A 22,444-nucleotide genomic window follows, 5' to 3' on the forward strand; every position below is an offset into this window, starting at 1 on the left:
CTCCTTTGTTATATTCTCAAAATATAACAATAGTATCATTAGTTGTTTTATTGTTGATAATATTTTAATAAAAAGATATACTATAATAAGTAAAATAAATAGGAGGTTACGTAGAATGGCTAATGTTTTAGACGAGTTATTAGATCGTGGATACATAAAGCAATTTACTCATGAGGATGAAACTAGAGAATTGCTAGAAAAGGAGAAAATAACTTTTTATATAGGCTTTGATCCAACAGCAGATAGTTTACATGTTGGACATTTCATTGCGTTAATGTTTATGGCACATATGCAAAAGGCAGGACATAGACCAATTGCACTTCTTGGTGGTGGAACTGCAATGGTAGGGGATCCATCAGGAAAAACAGATATGAGAACTATGCTTACAAAAGAACAAATTCAACATAATGTTGATTCAATAAAGAAGCAAATGGAGAGATTTATAGATTTTTCTGATGATAAAGCAATATTAGTTAATAATGCAGATTGGCTATTAAACTTAAATTATGTAGATTTCTTAAGAGAAGTTGGAGTTCATTTTTCTGTAAATAGAATGCTTACAGCTGAATGTTTTAAACAAAGATTAGAAAAGGGACTTTCTTTCTTAGAGTTTAATTATATGTTAATGCAAGGATATGACTTCTACGTATTAAATCAAAAGTATGGTTGCAAAATGCAATTAGGTGGAGATGACCAATGGTCAAATATGATTGCTGGTGTTGAATTAGTTAGAAGAAAGGCTCAAGGTCAATCAATGGCAATGACTTGTTCTTTATTAACTAATAGCCAAGGACAAAAGATGGGAAAAACAGTAGGGGGAGCTTTATGGCTTGATCCAGAAAAAACTTCACCATTTGACTTTTATCAATACTGGAGAAATGTAGATGATGCAGATGTAGAAAAATGTTTATCATTATTAACATTTGTTCCAATGGATGAAGTTAGAGAAATATGTTCTGTAGAGGGAGCAGCTATAAATGAAGCTAAAAAGCGTCTTGCTTTTGAAGTTACAAAGCTAGTTCATGGAGAAGAAGAAGCAACTAAAGCTAAAAGTGCAGCAGAAGCTTTATTCTCAGGTGGAGTTGATATGAGCAATGTTCCTACAGTAACTATAAGCAAGGAAAAGTTAGGATCAACTATTTTAGATATAATGGCTGAAAATAAAATAGTTCCATCTAAAGCAGAAGGAAGAAGATTAATTCAACAAGGTGGATTATCTTTAAATGGAGAAAAAGTAACTGAAGTTACTAGAACTTTAGAAGAATCAGATTTAGAAGATGGTTCAGCATTACTTAAAAGAGGAAAGAAAAACTATAATAAGATAGTTGTAGAATAAAAAACTTAAGGGAGTCGCGTTACGCGACTCCCTTAAGCTTTTGATTAAAAAATACTATTTTTAATCAAATTTAGATAACTACATAATAAGGAATATTTATATATTATTTATGAGAGATTACTATTATTTTCTAATGGTAAAGTTAATTTTACTTTTATTTCATTACCATTAACTATGCTGATTGAACCATTATGATCTTTAATAATTTCGTTACATAAGTATAATCCTAAGCCTGTACTATACTCATCATTAGAAGAATTTGACTTCGTAAATGGTTCAAAAATATGATTATAAACATCTTCAGGTATAGGATTTTCAACGAAGTTAGTAATTTCTATAGTATATTTATCATCAGAAGTATAAGAGCTTATAGTAATAATAGAATCTTTACTAGAGTATTTTATTGCATTATCTAATACATTAATTAAAACTTCTTTTATTTTATTTGGTTTAAAGTGTACTGTTTCTTTTGATATATTTGAGTTTATTTTTAAGTTATATTTTTCTGCTTTAATACTTAAATCAGAAATTGTTTGATTAATAATCTTAGAAATTTCTGTATATTCATAAGTATCTTTTATAGCGGATAATCCTTTTGAAATTTTTATTATTTCAAGTACTAATGTATTTAATCTTTCACTTTCTGAATGGATTCTATCAATAGCACGATATTTAAATTCCTCATCATCTACAACATTTTCTAAAATCATTTCTGAATATCCAATAATTGAAGTTAGAGGTGTTTTAAGTTCATGAGTAACAGTATCAAAGAATATTTTCCAGCTTAAAGCTAATTTTTCAACTTTTTCCTTTTCTTTTTCAATATCTAAAATTTGGTCTTGTATTTTGGATTTCATGTTAATAAACTCTCTAGACAATATAGATATTTCATCATTTTCTTTTGCATTGATATCTATATTTATATCATAATTTCCTACACTTAATTCCTTTGAAGCTGAAGTTAATTTTTCTATTGGACTAACTATTTTATTTGTTAATCTATAAGAAATAGCAAATATAAAAATGATAAGTGATATTTCAATTAAAGTTAATATGCTTGTAGCTTTCATATAGTCTGAATAAAGATAAGTATAGTCCTTAGTTAAATTGATTATTCCAATGTAAGATTCATTAATTATTATTGGATAGGAAAGCATTCCAATAAGATTGTTATTGTTATATTTTATATCAACAATAGTTTTACCAGATTTAATATCAGGAATATTTTCAGCAAATTCAGGATTAGCTTTTTCTAAATTAGAAGCAAGCACGTTACCATCTATATCGCATATTTGAATGTTGCTATCATAGTTAATTGAAATATATTCTATTAAATATTTACTTTCTTGAGATAAAGCTTTATCTTTGTATAGATAATTTCTAACTGACAATGTATATTTAACAGATTCGCGAGTACTTTTCATTATTTCTTTTAATGAAGAGGTAACTGTGCTTTCCATATTATCTTTTAATATTTTTCTAACAGATATATTTAATGAAATTCCTAGTAGTACAATTGTAAGAGTAATAATTAAAGTGAATTTGAATTTAATTTTCATACTTACCTCATCATATATCCAACACCAAAAACTGTTTCAATCACAGATGGTTGTCCATTTGTATCAAGTTTACTTCTAATTCTTCTTATATGAATATCTACAGTTCTTATATCGCCATCATAAGAAAACTCCCAAATATTATCTATAAGTTGTTCTCTAGAAAAAACTTTATTTCTATTTTGAACAAAGAATTCAAGAAACTCATATTCCTTTGGTTTTAATTGAATAACTTCATCATTTTTTAAAACAGTTCTGTTATTAAAATTAATCTTTATATTTGAATTTATCTTAATGAAATTTTTATTATCTTTAGAAGCAGACTTTTCAATACGTCTAAATACAGCCTTAATTCTACTTGTAACTTCTTTTATATGGAATGGTTTAGTAATATAATCATCAGCTCCAAGCTCAAGTCCAAGAACTTTATCAAATACATCATTTTTAGCTGTAAGAATTATAATAGGAATAGTATATTTAGCATTTATATCTTTACAAAAGTCAAAACCACTTCCATCGGGTAAATTTAAATCTAACAAAATTAAATCGGGTAAAGAGGTATTTAAAAAATCATTAGCTTCTTTTAAAGAAAAGACACTATGAGGTAAATACCCTTCAGCCTTTAAAGTATGAAATAGTATATCATTTATAGATTTATCATCTTCAACAATAAGTACTTGAGTATTCATTACACATTCTCCTTAATATGGATATTATAATTTAATTATATTAAATATATTTTAAATAATATATAGAAGTATAAAACTATTAGTATTATTTTGCGAAGCAAAATAGTGAAGAGTGAAATAGTTAATAGGGAAAAAGTTAAGGAGAAAATCCTTACAGGATTTTTTTAATAAAAGGTGCTTTGCATTTATAGATTAAATTTTGCGTAGCAAAATATCCTAAGCTTTTCACTATTTCACTTCTAACTTTTCACTAATAAATTGCTTCGCAATTTATAACTAAGGTGTATATTGTCTGTAGATTGAGTAAGCAACTCCATTTTTTAGTTCTATCCAACATAGGGTTTCTCTATGAGTTATAGGTTTTTCATCACTTATATCTAAATTTCCTATATCCATAGGATTTCTTAAATCAATATAATTTATAAAATCATTAAATGAAGCTTCTTCATTTATAGAAGAATTTTTAGGTGGTGGAACATTATATCCTAATGCTAGAAAATCGTGATTTAATAATTGGAAGCTGCAATTACTTGATATCTCATAGGTGGTTAATTTACTATTATTATTTCTTATATAATAACCATCTGGAACATAAGGCTCTCCATTTTCTAGATAAGCAATTTTTTCGTTATCTTTTAATGCTTCTCTTAAAGCAATTTCATTTCCAAAGTAAAATTCAACTAAGTCAACATCTATATAGGTTTTTCCATCAATAGAATAGATATTATTGATACATCCAATTTGTTTATCATAAACATTTTTTAAAACTGTCAAAGTAAATTCTACATGCCTTCCATACTCTTCATTTGTGCCATAATAAGTGAAAGTACCAGCGCTTGAAGTATCAACAGTTGCTACATTCCAAGTTAAAGGAAGTAAAAGCGAGGTTCCATTTATATCAGTAGATACACTTCCAGGAAGGTTATATTCTGATTCCTGATAAATAGAATCTGCAAGCTTAATTACCTCAAATTTAGATGAAATTTCTTTAGCTATTGATTTCATATTTTCAGTATCAACATTATTGGCTAAAGCAGATTTTATTATAAAGTAAGCATCATCATATTTATTAGAATTCATATAAATATCTTTTATTTCTAAATACAAATCCTTATTAGATTTATCTAAAGAAATTGCTTTATTAAAATAGGCTTTTGCCTCATCATATTTATTATCAGTTAGAAGTTTTTTAGCATTGGTAATAGCTTCATCAACTTCATTTTCTTCTACCAAAATTTCTTCTGAAGTATTATTAGAAACTGTTACTTTTTTTGTTGTGTCAGTACAAGAAAAGAGGGAGGAGGTTAATATTAAAAAAAGTGGGATAATAGTTAGTTTTATAAATTTTTTATTCATTGTAAAGTCTCCTTTTAAAATATTTTATGGTAAGTATTGTTCAGAAATTTTATAAACTGAGCCATTCTTTATATCAACCCAAACTAGTAGTATTCTTGCATTATTATTTTTAGTATCATTAAATGCTTTAAGGAAATTATCATAAGAAGAATTTACTAGTGTTCCACTAGTTTCATAATTATCGAGTTTTAGAGTAGCTGAGCATAAAGAATACATACAATTGTTATCTATTTGGTATTTAGTAATAGCAGCAGAATTATTTCTTATCCAAACTGGAGCTGGTAAAAAGTATTCACCATTTTCATCAATTCCGGCTTTTCCATCTTTAATAGCTTCTCTAAGTGCTTCTTCTCTTCTAAAATAAAATTCAATTAAATCTAAATCAATATATAACTTTCCATTGTCCATATAAAAATCTTTTACCCATCCAATTTGCTTATCATAAACATTTTCCATAACTGTAATTTCCATATTTACTTTTCTACCATAATCCTCATTAAAGCCTTCATAAATGAATATACCTACAGTAGAGGAATCAACTACTTGATTATCCCAAGTTACAGGAATCGATATAGATTCACCTGAAATTACAGCTTTGACTTCATTTGGTAAGGTATAACTAGTATCTTGATATATGGATAGGTTCATGTTAATAGATTCAAATTTAGATGAAATATCCTTTAAAATTAATTTCATATTTTCAATATCTATATTATTTGTTAAAGCTGTTTTTATAATGAAATAGGCATCATCAAATCTATTAAAAGACAAATATATGTCCTTAATTTTTAAATAAATATCTTTATTACTTTTGTCTAATGATAAGGCCTTATTAAAGTATTCCTTAGCTTCATTAAAATTATTTTCAGTAAGATATTTCTCACCAGTTTTTATTGCCTCATTTATTTCATTTTCTTCAGAAGAAATTTCATTTTTAGTATCTTCCGAGATAGTTATTTTCTTTGAAGTGTTTTGGCAAGATACAAATGTTGATGATACAGTAATAATGGATATAATAATTATCTTTGAAAAAAGTTTTTTATTCATTTTTAACCTCCAGTTAAATTCTATATTTATATCATATAAGGAAGAAATTTCTAAAGATTATATAGTTATTTCTAAAATATTTCCAAATGAAAATTATTTTGATAATAGAGTTTCTAAAGTTATATATGCTAAGGTGTTAGATAAAGTATTCGACATTATAAATAATATAGATGTATATGAGGTGAAGATATGCCAGGAGTTTTTAATGTAGGTAATTCGTATAATACAAATAATAAAAGAATATCTAGTAAGTTAACTTTTGATTCTGGTGAGAAGTTTTCAGGTAAAATAATTAAAAAAGACGATAAAAATGAAGTTACTATAAAGCTAATAGATGGTTGGGAATTTTCTGCACAAATAGATGGAGATGTGGAAGGATTAGAAAGTGGATTACAAAGATTTCAAGTTGAAGGCTTTATTGATGGAAAACTAAAGTTAAAAGTTATTGCTAAGAATATCAAAGGTGATGAGTTAGCTCAAGGTGAGTTTAATGATATAATTTCTAGTTCAGGACTAAGTAAAGAGGATGTTACTTTATTAAAATCAATGTTAAAGTTTGATATTCCTCTTACTAAGGAAAATATAAGAGAAATTAAGGGACTAATTCAATTTCTAGATAAAATACAAGCAAATCCAAAGGAAATAGATGAATTCATTTCTAAGTATTTAATGGGGAAGGGAATACCTCAAAATAGTGAAGAAGGAATAAAAATTAATAATGTATTAAAAGAGTTTTTAAGCGAGTTTAAAACTTTATCTTATGAGGATATTTTATTGTTCATTGAAAATGATATGGAGTTTAATAAAGAAAATATAAAAGGATATAATAATTTATTTAAAGGGAAAGAAAATTTAATAAAAGTACTTGATAACATTTCTAATTCAATACCTGAACTTAATGATTTTTCAAAGAAGAATATGCTAGAAAATAATTTAAAGCAAAGTATTAAAGGATTAGATACTAGTACTATAAGTCCTAAATCTATAGATGTAGATGGACAAAATATAGAAGAACAAAGAATTTCAAAAATATCTCAATATATTAATGGGCAAGAGACAAGTATAAATAATAAATTAGCTAATGATGTGTATCAAAAAAGTGATACTGGTAATTCTAAAGTTAGTATATTGTCACTTCTTAAGTCTATTTCAGGGAAAAGTGAAGATTTACTTAACACATCTTTAAAAGAAATATTAACTAATAGAAGAATGGAGTTCACAAGTAGTGAATTTGATAGAGTCTTCAATTTAATCAATACTATGAAATCAGAAGAATTAATAAATAAGCTTAAAGAAACTATATCTGAGTTTAATGAAATTGGTGCTAAAAATATAGTAGATGATTTTAGTGATTATTTGAATAAAACTAATAATGAAACTTTAGGGGTGAAAGAGGCTTTAGATTTTAGTAAAGGACAATTAGAAAAAGTACTTTCAAGTGTTATGGGAAAAGGTATAACATTAACAGAAGAGGAATTTTTAAAATTAAAAGATGTTATTAATTTAAAGAATCAAGGAATTATAGATAATGAGGTGTCACAAGATCAGATAGGCAATGATTTAGCAAAGGATATACTAACTAAAGATAGTATTATTGGTCTTAATAGTAATAATATTGATAAAGTAAATATAAATGAAAATAATATAATAAATAAAAATCTAACTACAAGTATTCCAACAAAAGAATTGGTAGAAGCTTCTCTAAATAAAGGAGTAGAAGGTAGTAAGGAAATAATTAAAGATTTAATATCTAATTTAAAAAGTGAATCTTTAATATCAGAGAAAATTTTAGATATTATAAAAAATAATATTAGTGATATAAAAGTATTTAATAAAATAAGCTCAGAATATTATTATGCAGATATTCCGGTCAATATAAGGGAAAGAGAATATCCGTGCAAGATAATAGTAAAGGATAATAGAAAAGAAGGTAAAAAGATAGATAGTACAAATGTTAAGATGGTAGTAACAGTAGAAACTAAGAATTTAGGTACAGTAGATGGATATATGCAAGTATTAGATAAAAAAATAAATATAGAATTAAAATGTGAAGAAAAATTTGTTAAAATAATTGATATTACAAAGAGTAAATTAGTTAATAATATAGAAAACATGGGTTTTTTAGTTAATGTGAAAGTATCTAAGAAGGAAAATGAAGTTTCCTTAACAACATGTAGAGATTTTTTTAGTTCAAATGCTGGAATATCACTCGATAGAAGAGTATAAGCTAAACATCTTAGGAGGAAAAATGAAATATAGAAAAAAAGCAGCAGCTTTAAAATATGAGGAAAATTTAATAGCTCCAACTGTTACTGCAAGTGGTATGGGACATATTGCAGATAAAATACTTGAAAAAGCAGAGGAAAATGACGTTCCTATAGTGTATAATAAGGAATTGACAGATCTGCTTTGTAATGTAGATATAGGTGAGTATATACCATCTGATCTTTATGAAGCAGTAGCTCATATTATTGCATATGTGACAGACTTAGATAGTTTGTAGAATTATAAAGGTAAATATAGTTAATATGTTTTGATATGTGAGCTTTCACATTAGTTAAGTAATTAATATTCTATAGATAACTTAATGTGTAATGTAAAGAAATTTATGTTAGAAAGGTGGTAGATTAAATGGCTTTATATGCTATTTCAGATCTTCATCTTGCTTTTACAACAGACAAACCAATGGACATATTTGGAGCAAAGTGGCTTAAGCATGATGAAAAGATAAAAGAAAATTGGATAAAAAAAATCACAGATGAAGATACAGTGCTTATAGCTGGAGATATATCCTGGTCAATGAGATCAGATGAAAGTAAAGTTGATTTAGATTGGATAGATGCGTTACCAGGGAAAAAGATAATTTCTAAAGGAAATCATGATTATTGGTGGGGTGGAATATCAAAGCTTAATAGGATGTATGAAAATACGAAATTTCTTCAAAATAATTTTTATACTTATGAGGATTATGCTATTTGTGGATCAAGAGGATGGATTTTAGAAGGTAGTGATAGATTCACAGAAAAGGATAAAAAAATATTTGATAGAGAAATTATAAGATTAAAACTTTCATTGGATAAGGCTAAAGAAGCAGGATATGAAAACATAGTAGTAATGATACATTATCCACCAATGAATGAAAAAAGAGAAAATTCAGCATTCACTAATTTATTTAAAGAGTATGGAGTAAAAAAAGTAATATATGGACATCTACATGGACCTTCCTTAGCAAATGTGCTTAATGGAGAACATGAAGGAATTGAATATTTAATGACATCATGTGATTTTTTAGATTTTGATCCAAAAAGAATACTATAAGAATAAACTTATCTACACCTTAGTAATAACTGAGGTGTAGATTTTTTTATTAAAAATATATTAATATTTAAAAAATAAATATTAAGTAATAAGTCTTGTAAAACTTATTACTTAATAGAAGATATTACAAATTATACTCAGATAAATAAATTTATATATTAAAAACTAACAAAATTAAAAAAATCTTTGATATAATTAGTCAAGAGTTATTGACAATCAATATCAATTGATTATAATTATAAATATAGAAAATAATGTAAGGGGGAGATTGCATGACTATTTATAATATGAAAGTAGGTCAAACTGGTACAGTTAGGGATATAGTAGGGGATTCAAGACTAGCAAAAAGGTTAAAAGCTTTAGGTTGTGTAAAGGGGACACAAGTAAAGATTAAATTAGTTGCACCACTTGGAGATCCAATATTAATATCTTTTAGAGGATTTGACTTAGCTATTAGAAAAAATGATGCAAAAAATATATATTTAAATGTTTAAGGAGATGGGGAAATGATAAATGTAGCATTAGTAGGTAATCCAAACACAGGAAAAACTACAGTATTTAATGCTTTAACAGGATCAAAACAATATGTAGGCAACTGGCCTGGAGTAACTATCGATAAAAAGTTTGGATTTATAAATAAAGATATGAAGTTAGTTGATTTACCAGGTATATATGCTATGGATACTTATTCGAATGAAGAAAAAATAGCAAGAGCTTTTTTAGAATATGAAGATGTAGATGTTATAATTAACGTAGTAGACTCAACAAATTTAGAAAGAAACTTATATCTCACAACTCAATTAATGCAATTCAATAAACCTATAGTAGTTCTTCTAAATATGATTGATATAGCAAAAAAGAGGGGAATTAACATTGATCATAATAAATTAGCTAAAGAATTAGGAGTTACTATACTACCTATATCTGCAAAGACAAAAGAAGGTCTAGACAATATTGAAAAAACAATAATCGAATCTAAAGAAATTATTCCAAGTTATAATATAAATTTTAAAACAGAAAAAGAAACTTATACTTATATAGATAAAATTATTAATAAAAGCTCAAAAGAAAAAGGTAATTCAAAGTACATAGGAGAAAAAATCGATAAATTAGTACTTAATCCAGTGCTTGCATATCCAATATTTTTATTAGCACTATTTATAATTTTTAAATTTACATTTAGTTGGTTTGGACAACCTTTAGCAGATGGATTAGATGCTTTTGTTGCTGATACTTTTACACCTTTTGTAGAAGGATTAGTTGAGAATTTCTCTTTATGGTTCCAATCATTAATAGTTGATGGTATTGTAGCAGGAGTTGGTGGAGTAATAGTATTCTTTCCAATAGTATTTACACTTTTCCTTGGAATATCATTTTTAGAAGACAGTGGATATATGTCAAGAGTTGCATTTCTTATGGATAAAATAATGAGAAAAATAGGTTTATCAGGAAAAGCATTTATTCCAATAATAATGGGATTTGGATGTTCGGCACCAGCTATTATGGCAACTAGAACATTAGAAAGTGAAAAAGATAGAAAAATGACTGCATTACTAGCTCCATTAGTATCTTGTGGAGCAAGGTTACCAGTATATGCACTATTTGCATCTATATTCTTTAGTAGTAATCAAGAATTAGTTGTAATGGGAATTTACCTTTTAGGAATAATTGTAGCAATTTTAGTTGGATTATTATTCAAAAATACATTATTTAAGAAGGATGAGCAGCCATTTATATTAGAACTACCTGAATATAAACTTCCAAGTTTGAAAAGTATTATATTAAATGCATGGGATAAATCAAAGGGCTTTATAGTTAGAGCTGGTACATTAATTTTTGCAGTATCAATAGTTGTATGGTTCTTAACTTATTTCAATATGAATGGATTTACAGAGGAAATAAGCACAAGTTTCTTCGCTACTCTTGGTGGATTTGTAGCACCAATATTTGAACCATTAGGATTTGGAACATGGGAAGCTGGAGTATCAATATTAACTGGACTTGCAGCTAAAGAGGTTATAATAGGTACTATGGAAATAGTATATGGTGATTTAGCAGTTATTTTACCAATAATGTTTACTACTATAACAGCATTAACATTTTTAATATTTGTTTCATTATATACACCATGCTTTGCAGTTATAGGGGTTATGAGAAAAGAATATGGAAATAAAATGATGTTATTATCAATAGTATATCAATTTATATTAGCATGGATAGTTGCATATTTATTCAGATTTGTAGCCACTTTAGTAACAGGTGGAGTAACATTAAGCTATACTATACAATTTTTAATATTCTTAGTAATAGTAACTTTAGGAATTATGATGTTAGTTAAGTATTTTAATAAAGAAACAGTAGGAAAAACAGCACATTTAGCAGAATAAGAGAGAAGTTAAATAGGTTATACGAAAGACGGAAGTATAACCTATTTTTTTATGCATAATTTCTATGTAAATTCCTAAAACTATATATAAGGAATTATAATAATATAAAGTAAATATTGACAAAAATAATATAATATTATAATATTTAATTGATAATGAATATCAATATTAATTAATAAAGAGGATATTTGTAATAGGTGGTGTTATACATGGATAAAATTGAATTTTATAAAGACTTATTTAAAATTGAAGATAAAGAATCTATAAAAAAGTTTTTACTATACAATAGTTCACTTGTTATAGCAGGGGTAAAACCTTCAGCAACTGTAACTGTCAATAAAATGTTGAAAGATTTATACAAAAGTTGGATTGAATACGGAAAAGATTTTTTAGAGGCTATAAATTTAAGCTTTATTAATTTAAGAGAAGATGAAAATGCCTTAATAATATTAATTTATAATAATGATATTCTAAAAACACATATATTTAAAACTGAAAATATAGAGTTTTTAAGAAAACTTGGATATGAACATAATAATAATAATATTTCTTATTATGTTGAATATTTAAAAGATAGATATGATGAATTTAACTGTCCACATGAACTTGGTATATTTTTAGGAATTCCAATTGATGATGTGAAAAGTTTTATGCAATGTAGTTATAAAAAGTGTCTAGGATGTGGATATTGGAAAGTTTATAGCAATTATGAAAAGGCTATAGAAATATTCAGTATATATGATGATGTACGAGAAAAGACAATGGATAAAATTGTAGAAGGAGAATCTATTGATTCAATAGTAAATAATATAATTTTCAGTAACTACGATAATATTAAAGTATGCATATAATCAAAATTTTATGAATTGATAATTAATGAGGTAATTCTTTAATTAATAATTTTAGGTGGCGAAATATAAGTTATCGTAGCCTTTATTCGCATTATAAAAAAATTAAAAGAAAGAGGGTATCTTAAATGAGTATAGTTGTAATTGGTGGTCATGATAGAATGAGTAGGGATTATTTAGATGTCTGTAAAAAATATAAGTGCAAGGCTAAAATATTTACTCAAATGAAAGCTGGGTTAAATGATAAGATAGGAAGTCCAGATGTAATAATATTATTTACAAATATAGTTTCACATAAGATGGCTAGAAAAGCAAAAAAGGAAGCTGAAAGAAAAAATATAAGAATAATAAATAATCATAATAGTACTGTCAATTCTTTAGAAGAAATTATAAAAAATATATTATAACGATGTTCATAAAAAATTAACAAAAAATATATGCTTCATTATTGAAAATGAGTATCATTTACAGTATACTTTGTACTGTGATTATCAAATGAAATTTAATATCAATGAATGGGGGAGTTATAATATGATGATCAATAAAAGGCTTATAAACCTTTGTAGTGATTCTAAAAAGTATATTGGACTGACGATATTTGTGAATTGGCTTGCTATTATATGCAATATTATAATAATACTACTTATAGGACAGTTCATAAATAATATCTATTCTGGTGAAATAACTAGCATAGCAGACAAATCTATTTTTATGTCCGGGACGATAATAATTTTACTATTATGTATAAGATTTATCTGTAATATTTTATATGCTAAGTTTTCAAATCTAGCATCATCAAAAGCAAGAATGACTTTAAGAGAGCTTGTTTATAAAAAACTATTAAAACTTGGAAATGAATATAGCAATGTAGAAAGTACATCATCCATAGTTCAAGTTATGGTAGAAGGGGTAGAGCAATTAGAAATTTATTTTGGTAAGTACTTATCACAATTTTTCTATTCATTATTAGTACCGATAACATTATTTGTTTTTATGAGTTTTATATCATTTAAAGCAGCTTTAGTATTTATACTTTGTGTACCTCTTATCCCAATATCGATAATTGCAATAATGAAAATTGCAAAGAGAATATTGAAGGATTATTGGAAGAGTTATTCAGATTTAGGTGGAACATTCTTAGAAAATCTTCAAGGATTAACAACTTTAAAAGTTTTTAATATAGATGAAAAAAGACATCAAAAAATGAATACGGAAGCAGAGAAGTTCAGAAAGATAACAATGAAGGTTTTAAGCATGCAGCTAAACTCTATTACAATAATGGATTTAGTAGCATTTGGCGGAGCAGCAGCAGGAACAATAGTTGCATTAATTCAATTTAGTATGGGGGAGATTGCTCCTGGAAGCCTAATTATAATAATTTTATTATCTTCAGAGTTTTTTATACCGTTAAGACTTCTAGGTTCATACTTCCATATAGCAATGAATGGGATGGCAGCATCTGATAGAATTTTTGGAATACTAGATGCAAAAGAAAGAGAAAAGAACATAGATAACAATGTTAAAGAAATAACTGGTGATGTTACAATTAAATTGAATAATGTTAGCTTCAGTTATGATGGAGAAAGAGAAGTTCTTAAGGATATAAATATGGAGATAACTCCAAAAGGTATGGTTGCAATTGTAGGAGAAAGTGGTTCAGGTAAAAGTACAATAGCATCTATAATTTTAAATAACTATAAAGTTAATAAAGGTGAAGTATTACTAAATTCAGTTAATATAGAAAATATCGATTTAGATATTATTTACGAAAATATAGCCTTAATATCAACAAATAGTTATATATTTAATGGGACTATTTTAGATAATTTACTTATAGGAAAGAAATATGCAACTGATAAGGAAATAAAAAATGCATTAAAGCTTGCTAGATTAGATAGCTTTGTAGAAAGTTTAAAAGATGGATTAAATACAAATGTAGGTGAAGGTGGAAATGCTTTATCTGGAGGTCAAAAACAAAGGTTAGCACTTGCAAGAGCAATACTTGCAAATAGAAAAATGATAATATTTGATGAAGCAACTTCTAATATAGATGTGGAAAGTGAAGAGGCCATTTGGGAATCAATATATGACCTTTCAATAGAAAAAACAATATTAGTAATATCACATAGATTAGCAAATGTAAGAGGTGCTAAAAATATATATGTTATGAATAAAGGAATGTTATGTGAAGAAGGAACTCATAAAGATCTCATGGGGCTTAATGGGTATTATCATAGTATGGTTGAAAAGCAAAATGAATTAGAAGATATTAGGGAGGTTTGTTAGATATGAAAAGAAGATCAGGCTTCCAAATAATGAAAAGGTTAATAGTTGAGTTAAAACCATTAGCTCCTATAATGGTAATTACTATTTTTATGGGTGTATTAGGTTTCCTAGCGGCTATTTCTATAGCTTCTTTTGGAGCAGTAGCATTAGGAGCATATATAGGAGATATAACTTTTATAAGCTTTAAAGGAGCAATTATAGTAATGGCTATTTCTGCACTTCTTAGAGGCTTCTTAAGATATGGCGAACAGCTATCAGGTCATTATATTGCTTTTAAGATACTTTATATATTAAGAGATAAGATATTTACTGTATTAAGAAAACTAGCACCAGCAAAGCTAGAAGGAAAAGAAAAAGGGAATTTAATTGCATTAATAACTTCTGATATAGAATTGCTAGAAGTATTTTATGCTCATACAATTGCACCAATTTCAATTGCTATAATTACAAACTCAATTATATCAATAATTTTATTTAATATAAGACCGATATTTGGTTTACTAGCTGCTATATTCTTTTTAATAGTTGGCTTTGTAATACCTTATGTATCATCAAGCTTTGCCAAAGAGGCAGGAGTAAATTATAGAAATATCTTTGGTGAAAGTAATAATTATGTTTTAGATTCATTAAGAGGTTTAAAAGAAGTATTACTATTTAAAAATGGGGAAGAAAGATTAAATAAGATAAATGAAAATTCAATTAAGCTTAATAAGAGCTTAGATAAAATAAAAGAGCATGAAGGAATCATTAGAGCAACAACAGATATTACAATAATGATTGCTATATTAACTTTTGTAATACTTGGGACAAGTGAATATTTATCAGGAAACATTAGCTTTACAACTGCTATAGTATCAATAGTAATAATAGCTTCATCCTTTGGACCAGTTGTTGCTTTAAGTAATTTATCAAATACATTACTTCAAACTTTTGCTTGTGCAGAAAGAATTTTTGCTCTTTTAGATGAAAAGCCTCAAGTAGAAGAAGTAAGAGGGAAAAATGATATACAAGGAAAAGATATTGAATATACAAATGTAAGTTTCTCATATCCAAATAGAAAAGAAAGTATATTTAAAAATACGTCTTTAAATATAAAGAAGGGAGAAAAGATTGCATTAATAGGGGAAAGTGGAATTGGTAAAAGTACATTTATAAAATTAATAATGAGATTTTGGGATGTCAATAGCGGGGATATAAAATTAGATAATATAGATATAAAAGATGTTAATACGGAATCACTAAGAAATTCTCAAACATTAGTTAGCCAAGAAACATACTTATTTAATGAATCGATAAGAGAAAATATAAAAGTAGGAAATGAAGATGCTTCTGAATCAGACATAATAGAAGCAGCAAAGAAAGCTTCAATTCATGATTTTATATTAAGTCTTCCAAAAGGATATGATACAAAGGTTTCAGAGCTTGGAGGAAATTTATCTTCTGGAGAAAGACAAAGAATTGGATTAGCAAGGGCTTTCCTAAAGGATAGTGAAGTATTAATATTAGATGAACCAACAAGTAATTTAGATGCTTTAAATGAAGGGGAAATATTAAAAGCTATAAATGAAAATTGCAAAGAAAAAACTATTATATTAATTTCTCACAGAAAATCCACAACAGCTATTTGTGATAAGGTATATAAATTAGAAAATAAGCAAATTAAGATAAGTTAAAGTAAGATAATTTAAATTTTAAGAGGATGTAAAAGTCCTCTTAATTTAAAAGATATGTTGATAATGATTATTAAATTCATGGGGGAAGTATGACTAAGATTGAAAGAGAAAAAAGAACAATAGAGCTTATGATAAAAATATATTGCAAAAAGAAGCATAAGGAAAAAGAACTATGTCCAGAGTGTAGTGAATTACTTGAGTATGCTTTAAAAAGACTTACTTATTGCAAATTTGGTGAAGAAAAAAGTACGTGCGGTAAATGTCCAATACATTGTTATAAGAAGGATATGAAGGAAAAAATTAAGAAGGTTATGAGGTTTTCAGGACCGAGACTAATTATATATAATCCAATAGAGTTAATTAGACATATGACTTATTAACTTAAATAATAATTAGAGGGGAGAAATTATTATGAAGTCAATAAAAAAATATATTTATATAACAGTAGGACTAATTTCAGTAGTATTGGGAGCTATAGGGGTAGTATTTCCAATACTTCCAACAACTCCATTTTTATTATTAGCATCATATTGCTTTGCAAAAGGATCAGATAGATTTAATACTTGGTTTATAGGAACTAAGTTATATAAAAAGCATTTAGAATCATTTGTAAAAGAAAGATCTATGACATTAAAAGAAAAAATATGTATTTTAGCTTTTGCAGATTTCATGTTAGCATTTCCGTTAATATTAATAGATAGCTTATTTATGAAAGGTGTGATTGTAGTACTTATACTATGTAAATTCTATTATTTCATTTTTAGAATCAAAACAATAGCGCCAGAAGAAAAAGCAATAAAAAAATTAACACAAGAAAATTAGTTGGAGGAATCATGGAGAGAATATCATCATCATTTTTTATGTTATCACTATTATTTTATTATGTGCCTAAGATATTTAAGATAAAAAAGATAAATTTTATAAAAGTCCATATTTGCCTTGGTAGCATATCTGTATTAGCAATGTGTCTTGCATTAATACAAAAAATAGGACAAGATGACTTTATAAAATATATTGGTTTTGCTGGAATAATGATTGCTATTGGAGTAACAGGATACTTTTCAACTAAAAGGCCTAAGCTATATAAGAAGGCACATCTTATTTGCACAATAGGATTTTTTGCTTACTTATTTACATCCATAGCTATTTTTTAATGATATTAATAAGTATTAAATAATACATTACTTAAGTTTTTAGTATCAAAATTAGTTTATTAGCATAAAAATCTAAATAGATTTAAATATTTAGGTTTAAATATGATTGTATTTGTATAATTATATACTCATAGAAGGGTTAAGTAGAGAAAAAAATATACTTGTAAAAACATACTTTATAGATATAAAAGTATGTTTTTTTATTATAGAAAAAATTAGTTTTGTGACTTTGTTACAGTCAAATTTGAGAAATAAGAATATACTTATATCATAGAATAAATAATACATTATTGGAGGAAATAAAAATGAATAATATAAGAGTTTACACAACTAATACTTGTCCATGGTGTACAAAGGTAAAAAATTATTTGAAAAGTAAAAATGTAAATTATGAAGAAGTAAATGTAGGATTAAATAGAGTAGCTGCTATGGAGATGGTAAATAAAAGTGGACAAATGGGAGTTCCGGTTTTGGATATAAATGGGAAAATAGTTGTTGGTTTTGATAAGAATAGAATAGATACTTTATTAGGATTACAATAAAAAATAATTAATCAAAAGCATTGATAAAGAAAAAAAGTAAAGCTAAAATAAAATTAGTTTTACTTTTTTTGCTTTCATCTTTGAATTTTCAAGTGGATTTTAATTAGTGGGGGTTAAATCAAGTAAAATTATGAGTAAATTAGCTTACATATAGAGATTTTATATTTTAAAGAATTTTATGAGGTAAAAGGTATGGAATTAAGAAAAGAAATCATAGAAAATTATCCATTTTTAAGTGATTTAGGTGAAGAGGTATTAGAAGAGTTTTTTAAAAGAGTTATTGTAAACAATTATGAAATCGGACAAAGTATGTTTAATAATAAACAAAGTTGTATAGGATTTTCATTTATATTAGATGGGAGAATAAGAATTTATAAACTTGGTGATGATGGAAAAGAGATAACTTTATATAGGTTAGGTAAGGGTGATAATTGTTTTAATACAATATTATGTGCTTTAACTGAATCAGAAGAAACTTCATTTTCAGAGGTAGAAGAAAATGCAGTAATTGCTTTATTACCAATGGATTTTTTTAAGAGACATTTATTAGATAATAGCAGCTTCTTAAAATATATATTTAAAAATTTATATGATAAGTTTGAAACTGTAGTAGAAGGCTTGGAAAAAGTTACATTTGATAGTATAGAAAATAGAATTATAAATTATTTTAAAGAAAAAATGAGTGATAATAATGGAGGAAAGATAATTTATACAACTCATGAAAAAATTGCAGCAGATATAGGTTCTTCAAGAGAAGTTGTAAGTAGAAGTTTAAAATCATTAGAAAAAAGAGAAATATTAGAGCTTGGAAGAGGAAAAATAAAAATAAAAAACTGGATTTTTTAAATTAGTATTGACATTTTGGTAACAATATCTTAAAATTTGAATATAGTAATATTATTGATAGATAAATAACAATAATATGTGTATTTAATATGCAAATGAGAAGAGGTGATATCTTGGACAGTAATTATAAACAATACGAGGATATAGCAGAATTTTTAAAAGTTTTAGCTCATCCAGTTAGACTTTGTATAGTAAAAAATCTTTTGGAAAAGGGTTCTTGTAATGTAACTAATATGCATAGTTGTTTAGGTATGCCTCAATCTACGATTTCTCAACATCTACAAAAGTTAAAGAGTGTTGGAATAATTAAAGGTGAAAGAAACGGCCTTGAAATAGTATATGAAGTGGTAGATAAAAGAGCTGAAAAAATTATAAAAGATCTTATATAAGAATGATATTTAATTTAAATGGTATTAGTTTTAAATTATGAGTATTTCTAAGTTATTAATATTTAAAGGTTGTTAATTTTGAGCAGCTATAAATTAGCTGTTCTTTAAATTTAAAATAAATATCGTAATATTATAATATAACAATAATTGATTAAATGAATATTATATTAAGTATAGATGCAAAGATTTTTAGAAAGAAAGAATATCACTAAATTTAGGAGGATTTTTAATGAATAAGAAAGTTTTAATAGTTGGAGGAGTTGCCGGTGGAGCATCTGCAGCAGCTAGACTTAGAAGATTAGATGAAAATATAGAGATAATAATGTTTGAAAAAGGTGAGTATATATCTTTTGCAAATTGTGGGCTTCCTTATTATGTTGGTGAAGTAATAAAAGAAAGAGATGCATTACTTCTTCAAACACCAGAAAAAATGAAGGATAGATTTAATATAGATGTAAGAATTAATAGTGAAGTTATACAAATCAATACAGAAGATAAAAAGGTAAAAGTAAAAACAATTAATAATGAAGAATATGAAGAAAGTTATGATTATTTAGTTTTATCACCAGGAGCAAAACCAATAAGACCTAACTTACCAGGGATAGATAGTAAAAAAATATTTACGGTTAGAAATGTCCCAGATACAGATAAAGTAAAAGCTTTTGTAGATGCTAAAGATACTAAATCAGCTGTTGTTATTGGTGGTGGATTTATCGGAATAGAAATGGCAGAGAACTTGAGAGAAAGAGGTATTGAAGTAACATTAGTAGAAGCAGCACCTCATGTTATGGCACCTTTTGATTCTGAATTTTCAAGCTTAATTGAAAAAGAGTTAAATTCTAATGATATAAGTATCATGTTAAATGAAAAAGTTAATGGATTTGAAGAAAATGATAATTTAATTAAGGTTAAGTTAGAAAGTGGAAAAGAAATAGCTGTTGATATGGTTGTTTCAGCAATTGGAGTAACTCCAGATACTACATTTATAAGAGATAGTGGTATAGAACTTGGAGAAAGAGGCCACATAATAGTAGATGATCATATGAGAACTAATAAAGATGGAGTATATGCAGCAGGAGATGCAGTAGTTGTAAAAGACTATGTAAATGGAAATGAAGCATTTATACCACTAGCAGGGCCTGCAAACAAACAAGGAAGAATAATAGCTGATAATATAGCTGGATTAAATTCAGCATATAAAGGAACTTTAGGAACATCCATAATAAAAATATTCGATATGGTTGCATCATCAACAGGAAATAATGAAAGAACCTTAAATAGATATGGAATTAAATTTAATAAAGTATATCTACATCCAATGAGTCATGCAGGATATTACCCAGATGCTACCCCATTAACAATAAAGGTTATATATGATGTAGAGGGAAAAATATTAGGAGCACAAGCATTAGGATATGAAGGTGTAGATAAATTTATAGATGTAATAGCAACATCAATTAAATTTGGTGGAACAATGGAGGATTTAGCAGAACTTGAACTTGCATATGCACCACCATTCTTGTCAGCAAAATCTCCAGCAAATATGGCAGGATTTATAGCTCAAAACCAAAACAGAGGATTAGTCGATGTTATAAACATAGAAGAGTTAGATAAATTTGATGAATCAAAGCAAATTTTATTAGATACAAGAGATAAGCAAGAAGTAGAACTTGGAAAAATAGAAAATTCAATAAATATATCAGTTAATGATTTAAGAAGTAATTTAGATAAGCTAGATAAAGATAAAGAAATTTTAGTTTATTGTGCAGTAGGAATAAGAGGATATATAGCAGCAAGAATATTAAAGGCTAATGGCTTCAAAGTTAGAAACTTAAATGGTGGATATAAATCATATGTTAACTGGAACTATAAAGCAAAAGTTTTTGAAAGCAATAACAATAATATAAATAACAATGAAAATGGAGATTCTGTAATGAAAGAAGTAGCAGCTGATAAAGTAAGAGAATTAAATGCAACAGGATTATCTTGTCCAGGACCTTTAATGCAAGTAAAAGCAACTATGGATGATATGAGTGATGGAGAAGTTTTAAAAGTAAAGGTATCAGATGAAGGGTTTTGCAGAGATATAGAAGCATGGACTAAGAAAACTAATAATAGACTTATGAATTTAGATAAAAATAAAGGAATTATAGAAGCGACAATTATGAAGTGCTCAGATCAAATTCTATCTGGAACTGAAATTTCTAATACTTGTACTACAGTTCCAAGTAAAAATGGTCAATCTATGGTTGTGTTTAGTGGTGATTTAGACAAGGCAATTGCGTCATTTATAATTGCTAACGGTGCAGCTACAATGGGAAAAAAGGTAACTATGTTCTTTACATTCTGGGGACTAAATGTTCTTAGAAAGCCTGAAAAAATAAAAACACCTAAAAATATAATAGAAAAAGCATTTGGAATGATGATGCCAAGAGGTAGTAAAAAGCTTGGATTATCAAGAATGAACATGGGTGGAATGGGCGCTAAAATGATTAGAGGAGTCATGAAGGATAAAAATATTCAATCATTAGAAGATTTAATGGATGCAGCTATAAAAAATGGAGTAGAAATAGTAGCATGTACAATGTCAATGGATGTTATTGGAATTAAAAAAGAAGAGTTAATAGATGGAATAACTTATGGTGGTGTTGGATATTATCTTGGTGAAGCAGATGATGCTAATGTTAATTTGTTTATATAAGGAAAAGAATATATTTTAGAATAAATAAAGGCTCAGTCTCAGAAATCTATTTAATATAGAATTTATTCAATTTAAAGTAAGCTTTATTTCCTTAAAAAATTTAATTTCTTATTTTTATAAAGGGTCTCGCGTTTTGGTCTGACCCCTAAAAAGTAGACATTATTAAAAGGGATATATGATTGTGAATTACAAAAATGGCTTCGATATTTAATTGGAGCCATTTTTTTAACCTTTTTTGAAATCTAATATTATTATAAAAATTTATATATTCATCTATAGAGTTGATTACTTCTTCTTCTGAATTATAGTTGCTTAA

At 26.6% G+C, this 22,444-nt stretch carries 21 protein-coding genes; 17 read left to right on the forward strand and 4 right to left on the reverse strand.

All coding sequences use genetic code 11. The features are described from left to right. Positions 1-115 precede the first annotated feature (115 nt). Positions 116-1,336 (forward strand): tyrosine--tRNA ligase, encoded by a 1,221-nt coding sequence (gene tyrS / locus J2Z25_RS08915; protein ID WP_209739914.1) that lies wholly within the window; start codon positions 116-118, stop codon positions 1,334-1,336. 107 nt (positions 1,337-1,443) lie between these two features. Here tyrS and J2Z25_RS08920 read toward each other — a convergent pair whose 3' ends face one another. From J2Z25_RS08920 to J2Z25_RS08935, 4 genes are all read right to left on the reverse strand, one after another. Beyond that, on the reverse strand, positions 1,444-2,895 hold the full coding sequence (locus J2Z25_RS08920; protein ID WP_209739917.1) for a sensor histidine kinase: 1,452 nt from the start codon (positions 2,893-2,895) through the stop codon (positions 1,444-1,446). A 2-nt stretch (positions 2,896-2,897) separates the two neighbouring features. Continuing rightward, a complete protein-coding gene (locus J2Z25_RS08925) occupies positions 2,898-3,581 on the reverse strand; it encodes a response regulator transcription factor (RefSeq protein WP_209739920.1) in 684 nt (227 codons plus the stop codon). A 276-nt stretch (positions 3,582-3,857) separates the two neighbouring features. Further along, positions 3,858-4,937 (reverse strand): tetratricopeptide repeat protein, encoded by a 1,080-nt coding sequence (locus J2Z25_RS08930; protein ID WP_209739923.1) that lies wholly within the window; start codon positions 4,935-4,937, stop codon positions 3,858-3,860. A gap of 24 nt (positions 4,938-4,961) precedes the next feature. Continuing rightward, complete coding sequence (locus tag J2Z25_RS08935) at positions 4,962-5,984, reverse strand: Ig-like domain-containing protein (protein WP_209739926.1); 1,023 nt, start codon at positions 5,982-5,984, stop codon at positions 4,962-4,964. 189 nt (positions 5,985-6,173) lie between these two features. Here J2Z25_RS08935 and J2Z25_RS08940 point away from each other — a divergent pair, with 189 nt between their 5' ends. From J2Z25_RS08940 to J2Z25_RS09015, 16 genes are all read left to right on the forward strand, one after another. Continuing rightward, positions 6,174-8,210, forward strand: coding sequence for a PC4/YdbC family ssDNA-binding protein (locus tag J2Z25_RS08940; protein ID WP_209739930.1), 2,037 nt, complete (start codon positions 6,174-6,176; stop codon positions 8,208-8,210). A 22-nt stretch (positions 8,211-8,232) separates the two neighbouring features. Next, entirely contained in the window at positions 8,233-8,487 is a 255-nt protein-coding gene (locus tag J2Z25_RS08945; protein WP_008680445.1) for an EscU/YscU/HrcU family type III secretion system export apparatus switch protein, read from the forward strand. A 128-nt stretch (positions 8,488-8,615) separates the two neighbouring features. Next, positions 8,616-9,302: a metallophosphoesterase gene (locus tag J2Z25_RS08950; protein WP_008680444.1), complete on the forward strand. Its 687-nt coding sequence runs from the start codon at positions 8,616-8,618 to the stop codon at positions 9,300-9,302. A 272-nt stretch (positions 9,303-9,574) separates the two neighbouring features. Next, complete coding sequence (locus tag J2Z25_RS08955; protein ID WP_209739932.1) at positions 9,575-9,796, forward strand: FeoA family protein; 222 nt, start codon at positions 9,575-9,577, stop codon at positions 9,794-9,796. A 12-nt stretch (positions 9,797-9,808) separates the two neighbouring features. Then, positions 9,809-11,689, forward strand: coding sequence for a ferrous iron transport protein B (feoB, locus tag J2Z25_RS08960; protein WP_209739935.1), 1,881 nt, complete (start codon positions 9,809-9,811; stop codon positions 11,687-11,689). Between the two features lie 209 nt (positions 11,690-11,898). Further along, positions 11,899-12,540, forward strand: a complete 642-nt coding sequence (locus J2Z25_RS08965) for a DUF3793 family protein (protein WP_209739938.1) — start codon at positions 11,899-11,901, stop codon at positions 12,538-12,540. Positions 12,541-12,665: 125 nt separating this feature from the next. After that, complete coding sequence (locus J2Z25_RS08970) at positions 12,666-12,944, forward strand: DUF2325 domain-containing protein (protein ID WP_008680438.1); 279 nt, start codon at positions 12,666-12,668, stop codon at positions 12,942-12,944. A 124-nt stretch (positions 12,945-13,068) separates the two neighbouring features. Beyond that, positions 13,069-14,823, forward strand: a complete 1,755-nt coding sequence (locus tag J2Z25_RS08975) for an ABC transporter ATP-binding protein/permease (RefSeq protein ID WP_209739942.1) — start codon at positions 13,069-13,071, stop codon at positions 14,821-14,823. Positions 14,824-14,825: 2 nt separating this feature from the next. Continuing rightward, the gene (gene cydC / locus J2Z25_RS08980) at positions 14,826-16,496 is read left to right on the forward strand and encodes a thiol reductant ABC exporter subunit CydC (RefSeq protein ID WP_209739945.1); all 1,671 of its coding nucleotides are present in this window, start codon (positions 14,826-14,828) and stop codon (positions 16,494-16,496) included. Between the two features lie 89 nt (positions 16,497-16,585). Continuing rightward, positions 16,586-16,876 (forward strand): nitrous oxide-stimulated promoter family protein, encoded by a 291-nt coding sequence (locus J2Z25_RS08985; RefSeq protein WP_008680436.1) that lies wholly within the window; start codon positions 16,586-16,588, stop codon positions 16,874-16,876. Between the two features lie 31 nt (positions 16,877-16,907). Next, the gene (locus tag J2Z25_RS08990) at positions 16,908-17,318 is read left to right on the forward strand and encodes a YbaN family protein (protein WP_008680434.1); all 411 of its coding nucleotides are present in this window, start codon (positions 16,908-16,910) and stop codon (positions 17,316-17,318) included. A gap of 11 nt (positions 17,319-17,329) precedes the next feature. After that, positions 17,330-17,650, forward strand: a complete 321-nt coding sequence (locus tag J2Z25_RS08995; protein ID WP_209739948.1) for a hypothetical protein — start codon at positions 17,330-17,332, stop codon at positions 17,648-17,650. 305 nt (positions 17,651-17,955) lie between these two features. Beyond that, positions 17,956-18,192: a glutaredoxin domain-containing protein gene (locus tag J2Z25_RS09000; protein ID WP_008680432.1), complete on the forward strand. Its 237-nt coding sequence runs from the start codon at positions 17,956-17,958 to the stop codon at positions 18,190-18,192. Positions 18,193-18,384: 192 nt separating this feature from the next. Continuing rightward, positions 18,385-19,038, forward strand: a complete 654-nt coding sequence (locus J2Z25_RS09005) for a Crp/Fnr family transcriptional regulator (RefSeq protein WP_008680431.1) — start codon at positions 18,385-18,387, stop codon at positions 19,036-19,038. Between the two features lie 95 nt (positions 19,039-19,133). After that, positions 19,134-19,427 carry an ArsR/SmtB family transcription factor gene (locus J2Z25_RS09010; protein ID WP_416377997.1) on the forward strand — a complete coding sequence of 98 codons (294 nt, stop codon included), beginning with the start codon at positions 19,134-19,136 and terminating at the stop codon, positions 19,425-19,427. A 229-nt stretch (positions 19,428-19,656) separates the two neighbouring features. Further along, positions 19,657-22,128, forward strand: coding sequence for a CoA-disulfide reductase (locus J2Z25_RS09015; protein WP_209739953.1), 2,472 nt, complete (start codon positions 19,657-19,659; stop codon positions 22,126-22,128). The last annotated feature ends 316 nt before the right edge of the window (positions 22,129-22,444 follow it).

Source organism: Clostridium tertium (assembly GCF_017873245.1).
Classification (GTDB): Bacteria; Bacillota; Clostridia; order Clostridiales; family Clostridiaceae; genus Clostridium; species Clostridium tertium.

Excerpts from the sequence above, each read along its gene's own strand:
- tyrS (WP_209739914.1), top strand. The coding sequence starts at position 116 with ATGGCTAATGTTTTAGACGAGTTATTAGATCGTGGATACATAAAGCAA.
- J2Z25_RS08920 (WP_209739917.1), bottom strand. The coding sequence starts at position 2,895 with ATGAAAATTAAATTCAAATTCACTTTAATTATTACTCTTACAATTGTA.
- J2Z25_RS08925 (WP_209739920.1), bottom strand. The coding sequence starts at position 3,581 with ATGAATACTCAAGTACTTATTGTTGAAGATGATAAATCTATAAATGAT.
- J2Z25_RS08930 (WP_209739923.1), bottom strand. The coding sequence starts at position 4,937 with ATGAATAAAAAATTTATAAAACTAACTATTATCCCACTTTTTTTAATA.
- J2Z25_RS08935 (WP_209739926.1), bottom strand. The coding sequence starts at position 5,984 with ATGAATAAAAAACTTTTTTCAAAGATAATTATTATATCCATTATTACT.
- J2Z25_RS08940 (WP_209739930.1), top strand. The coding sequence starts at position 6,174 with ATGCCAGGAGTTTTTAATGTAGGTAATTCGTATAATACAAATAATAAA.
- J2Z25_RS08945 (WP_008680445.1), top strand. The coding sequence starts at position 8,233 with ATGAAATATAGAAAAAAAGCAGCAGCTTTAAAATATGAGGAAAATTTA.
- J2Z25_RS08950 (WP_008680444.1), top strand. The coding sequence starts at position 8,616 with ATGGCTTTATATGCTATTTCAGATCTTCATCTTGCTTTTACAACAGAC.
- J2Z25_RS08955 (WP_209739932.1), top strand. The coding sequence starts at position 9,575 with ATGACTATTTATAATATGAAAGTAGGTCAAACTGGTACAGTTAGGGAT.
- feoB (WP_209739935.1), top strand. The coding sequence starts at position 9,809 with ATGATAAATGTAGCATTAGTAGGTAATCCAAACACAGGAAAAACTACA.
- J2Z25_RS08965 (WP_209739938.1), top strand. The coding sequence starts at position 11,899 with ATGGATAAAATTGAATTTTATAAAGACTTATTTAAAATTGAAGATAAA.
- J2Z25_RS08970 (WP_008680438.1), top strand. The coding sequence starts at position 12,666 with ATGAGTATAGTTGTAATTGGTGGTCATGATAGAATGAGTAGGGATTAT.
- J2Z25_RS08975 (WP_209739942.1), top strand. The coding sequence starts at position 13,069 with ATGATGATCAATAAAAGGCTTATAAACCTTTGTAGTGATTCTAAAAAG.
- cydC (WP_209739945.1), top strand. The coding sequence starts at position 14,826 with ATGAAAAGAAGATCAGGCTTCCAAATAATGAAAAGGTTAATAGTTGAG.
- J2Z25_RS08985 (WP_008680436.1), top strand. The coding sequence starts at position 16,586 with ATGACTAAGATTGAAAGAGAAAAAAGAACAATAGAGCTTATGATAAAA.
- J2Z25_RS08990 (WP_008680434.1), top strand. The coding sequence starts at position 16,908 with ATGAAGTCAATAAAAAAATATATTTATATAACAGTAGGACTAATTTCA.
- J2Z25_RS08995 (WP_209739948.1), top strand. The coding sequence starts at position 17,330 with ATGGAGAGAATATCATCATCATTTTTTATGTTATCACTATTATTTTAT.
- J2Z25_RS09000 (WP_008680432.1), top strand. The coding sequence starts at position 17,956 with ATGAATAATATAAGAGTTTACACAACTAATACTTGTCCATGGTGTACA.
- J2Z25_RS09005 (WP_008680431.1), top strand. The coding sequence starts at position 18,385 with ATGGAATTAAGAAAAGAAATCATAGAAAATTATCCATTTTTAAGTGAT.
- J2Z25_RS09010 (WP_416377997.1), top strand. The coding sequence starts at position 19,134 with ATGAGAAGAGGTGATATCTTGGACAGTAATTATAAACAATACGAGGAT.
- J2Z25_RS09015 (WP_209739953.1), top strand. The coding sequence starts at position 19,657 with ATGAATAAGAAAGTTTTAATAGTTGGAGGAGTTGCCGGTGGAGCATCT.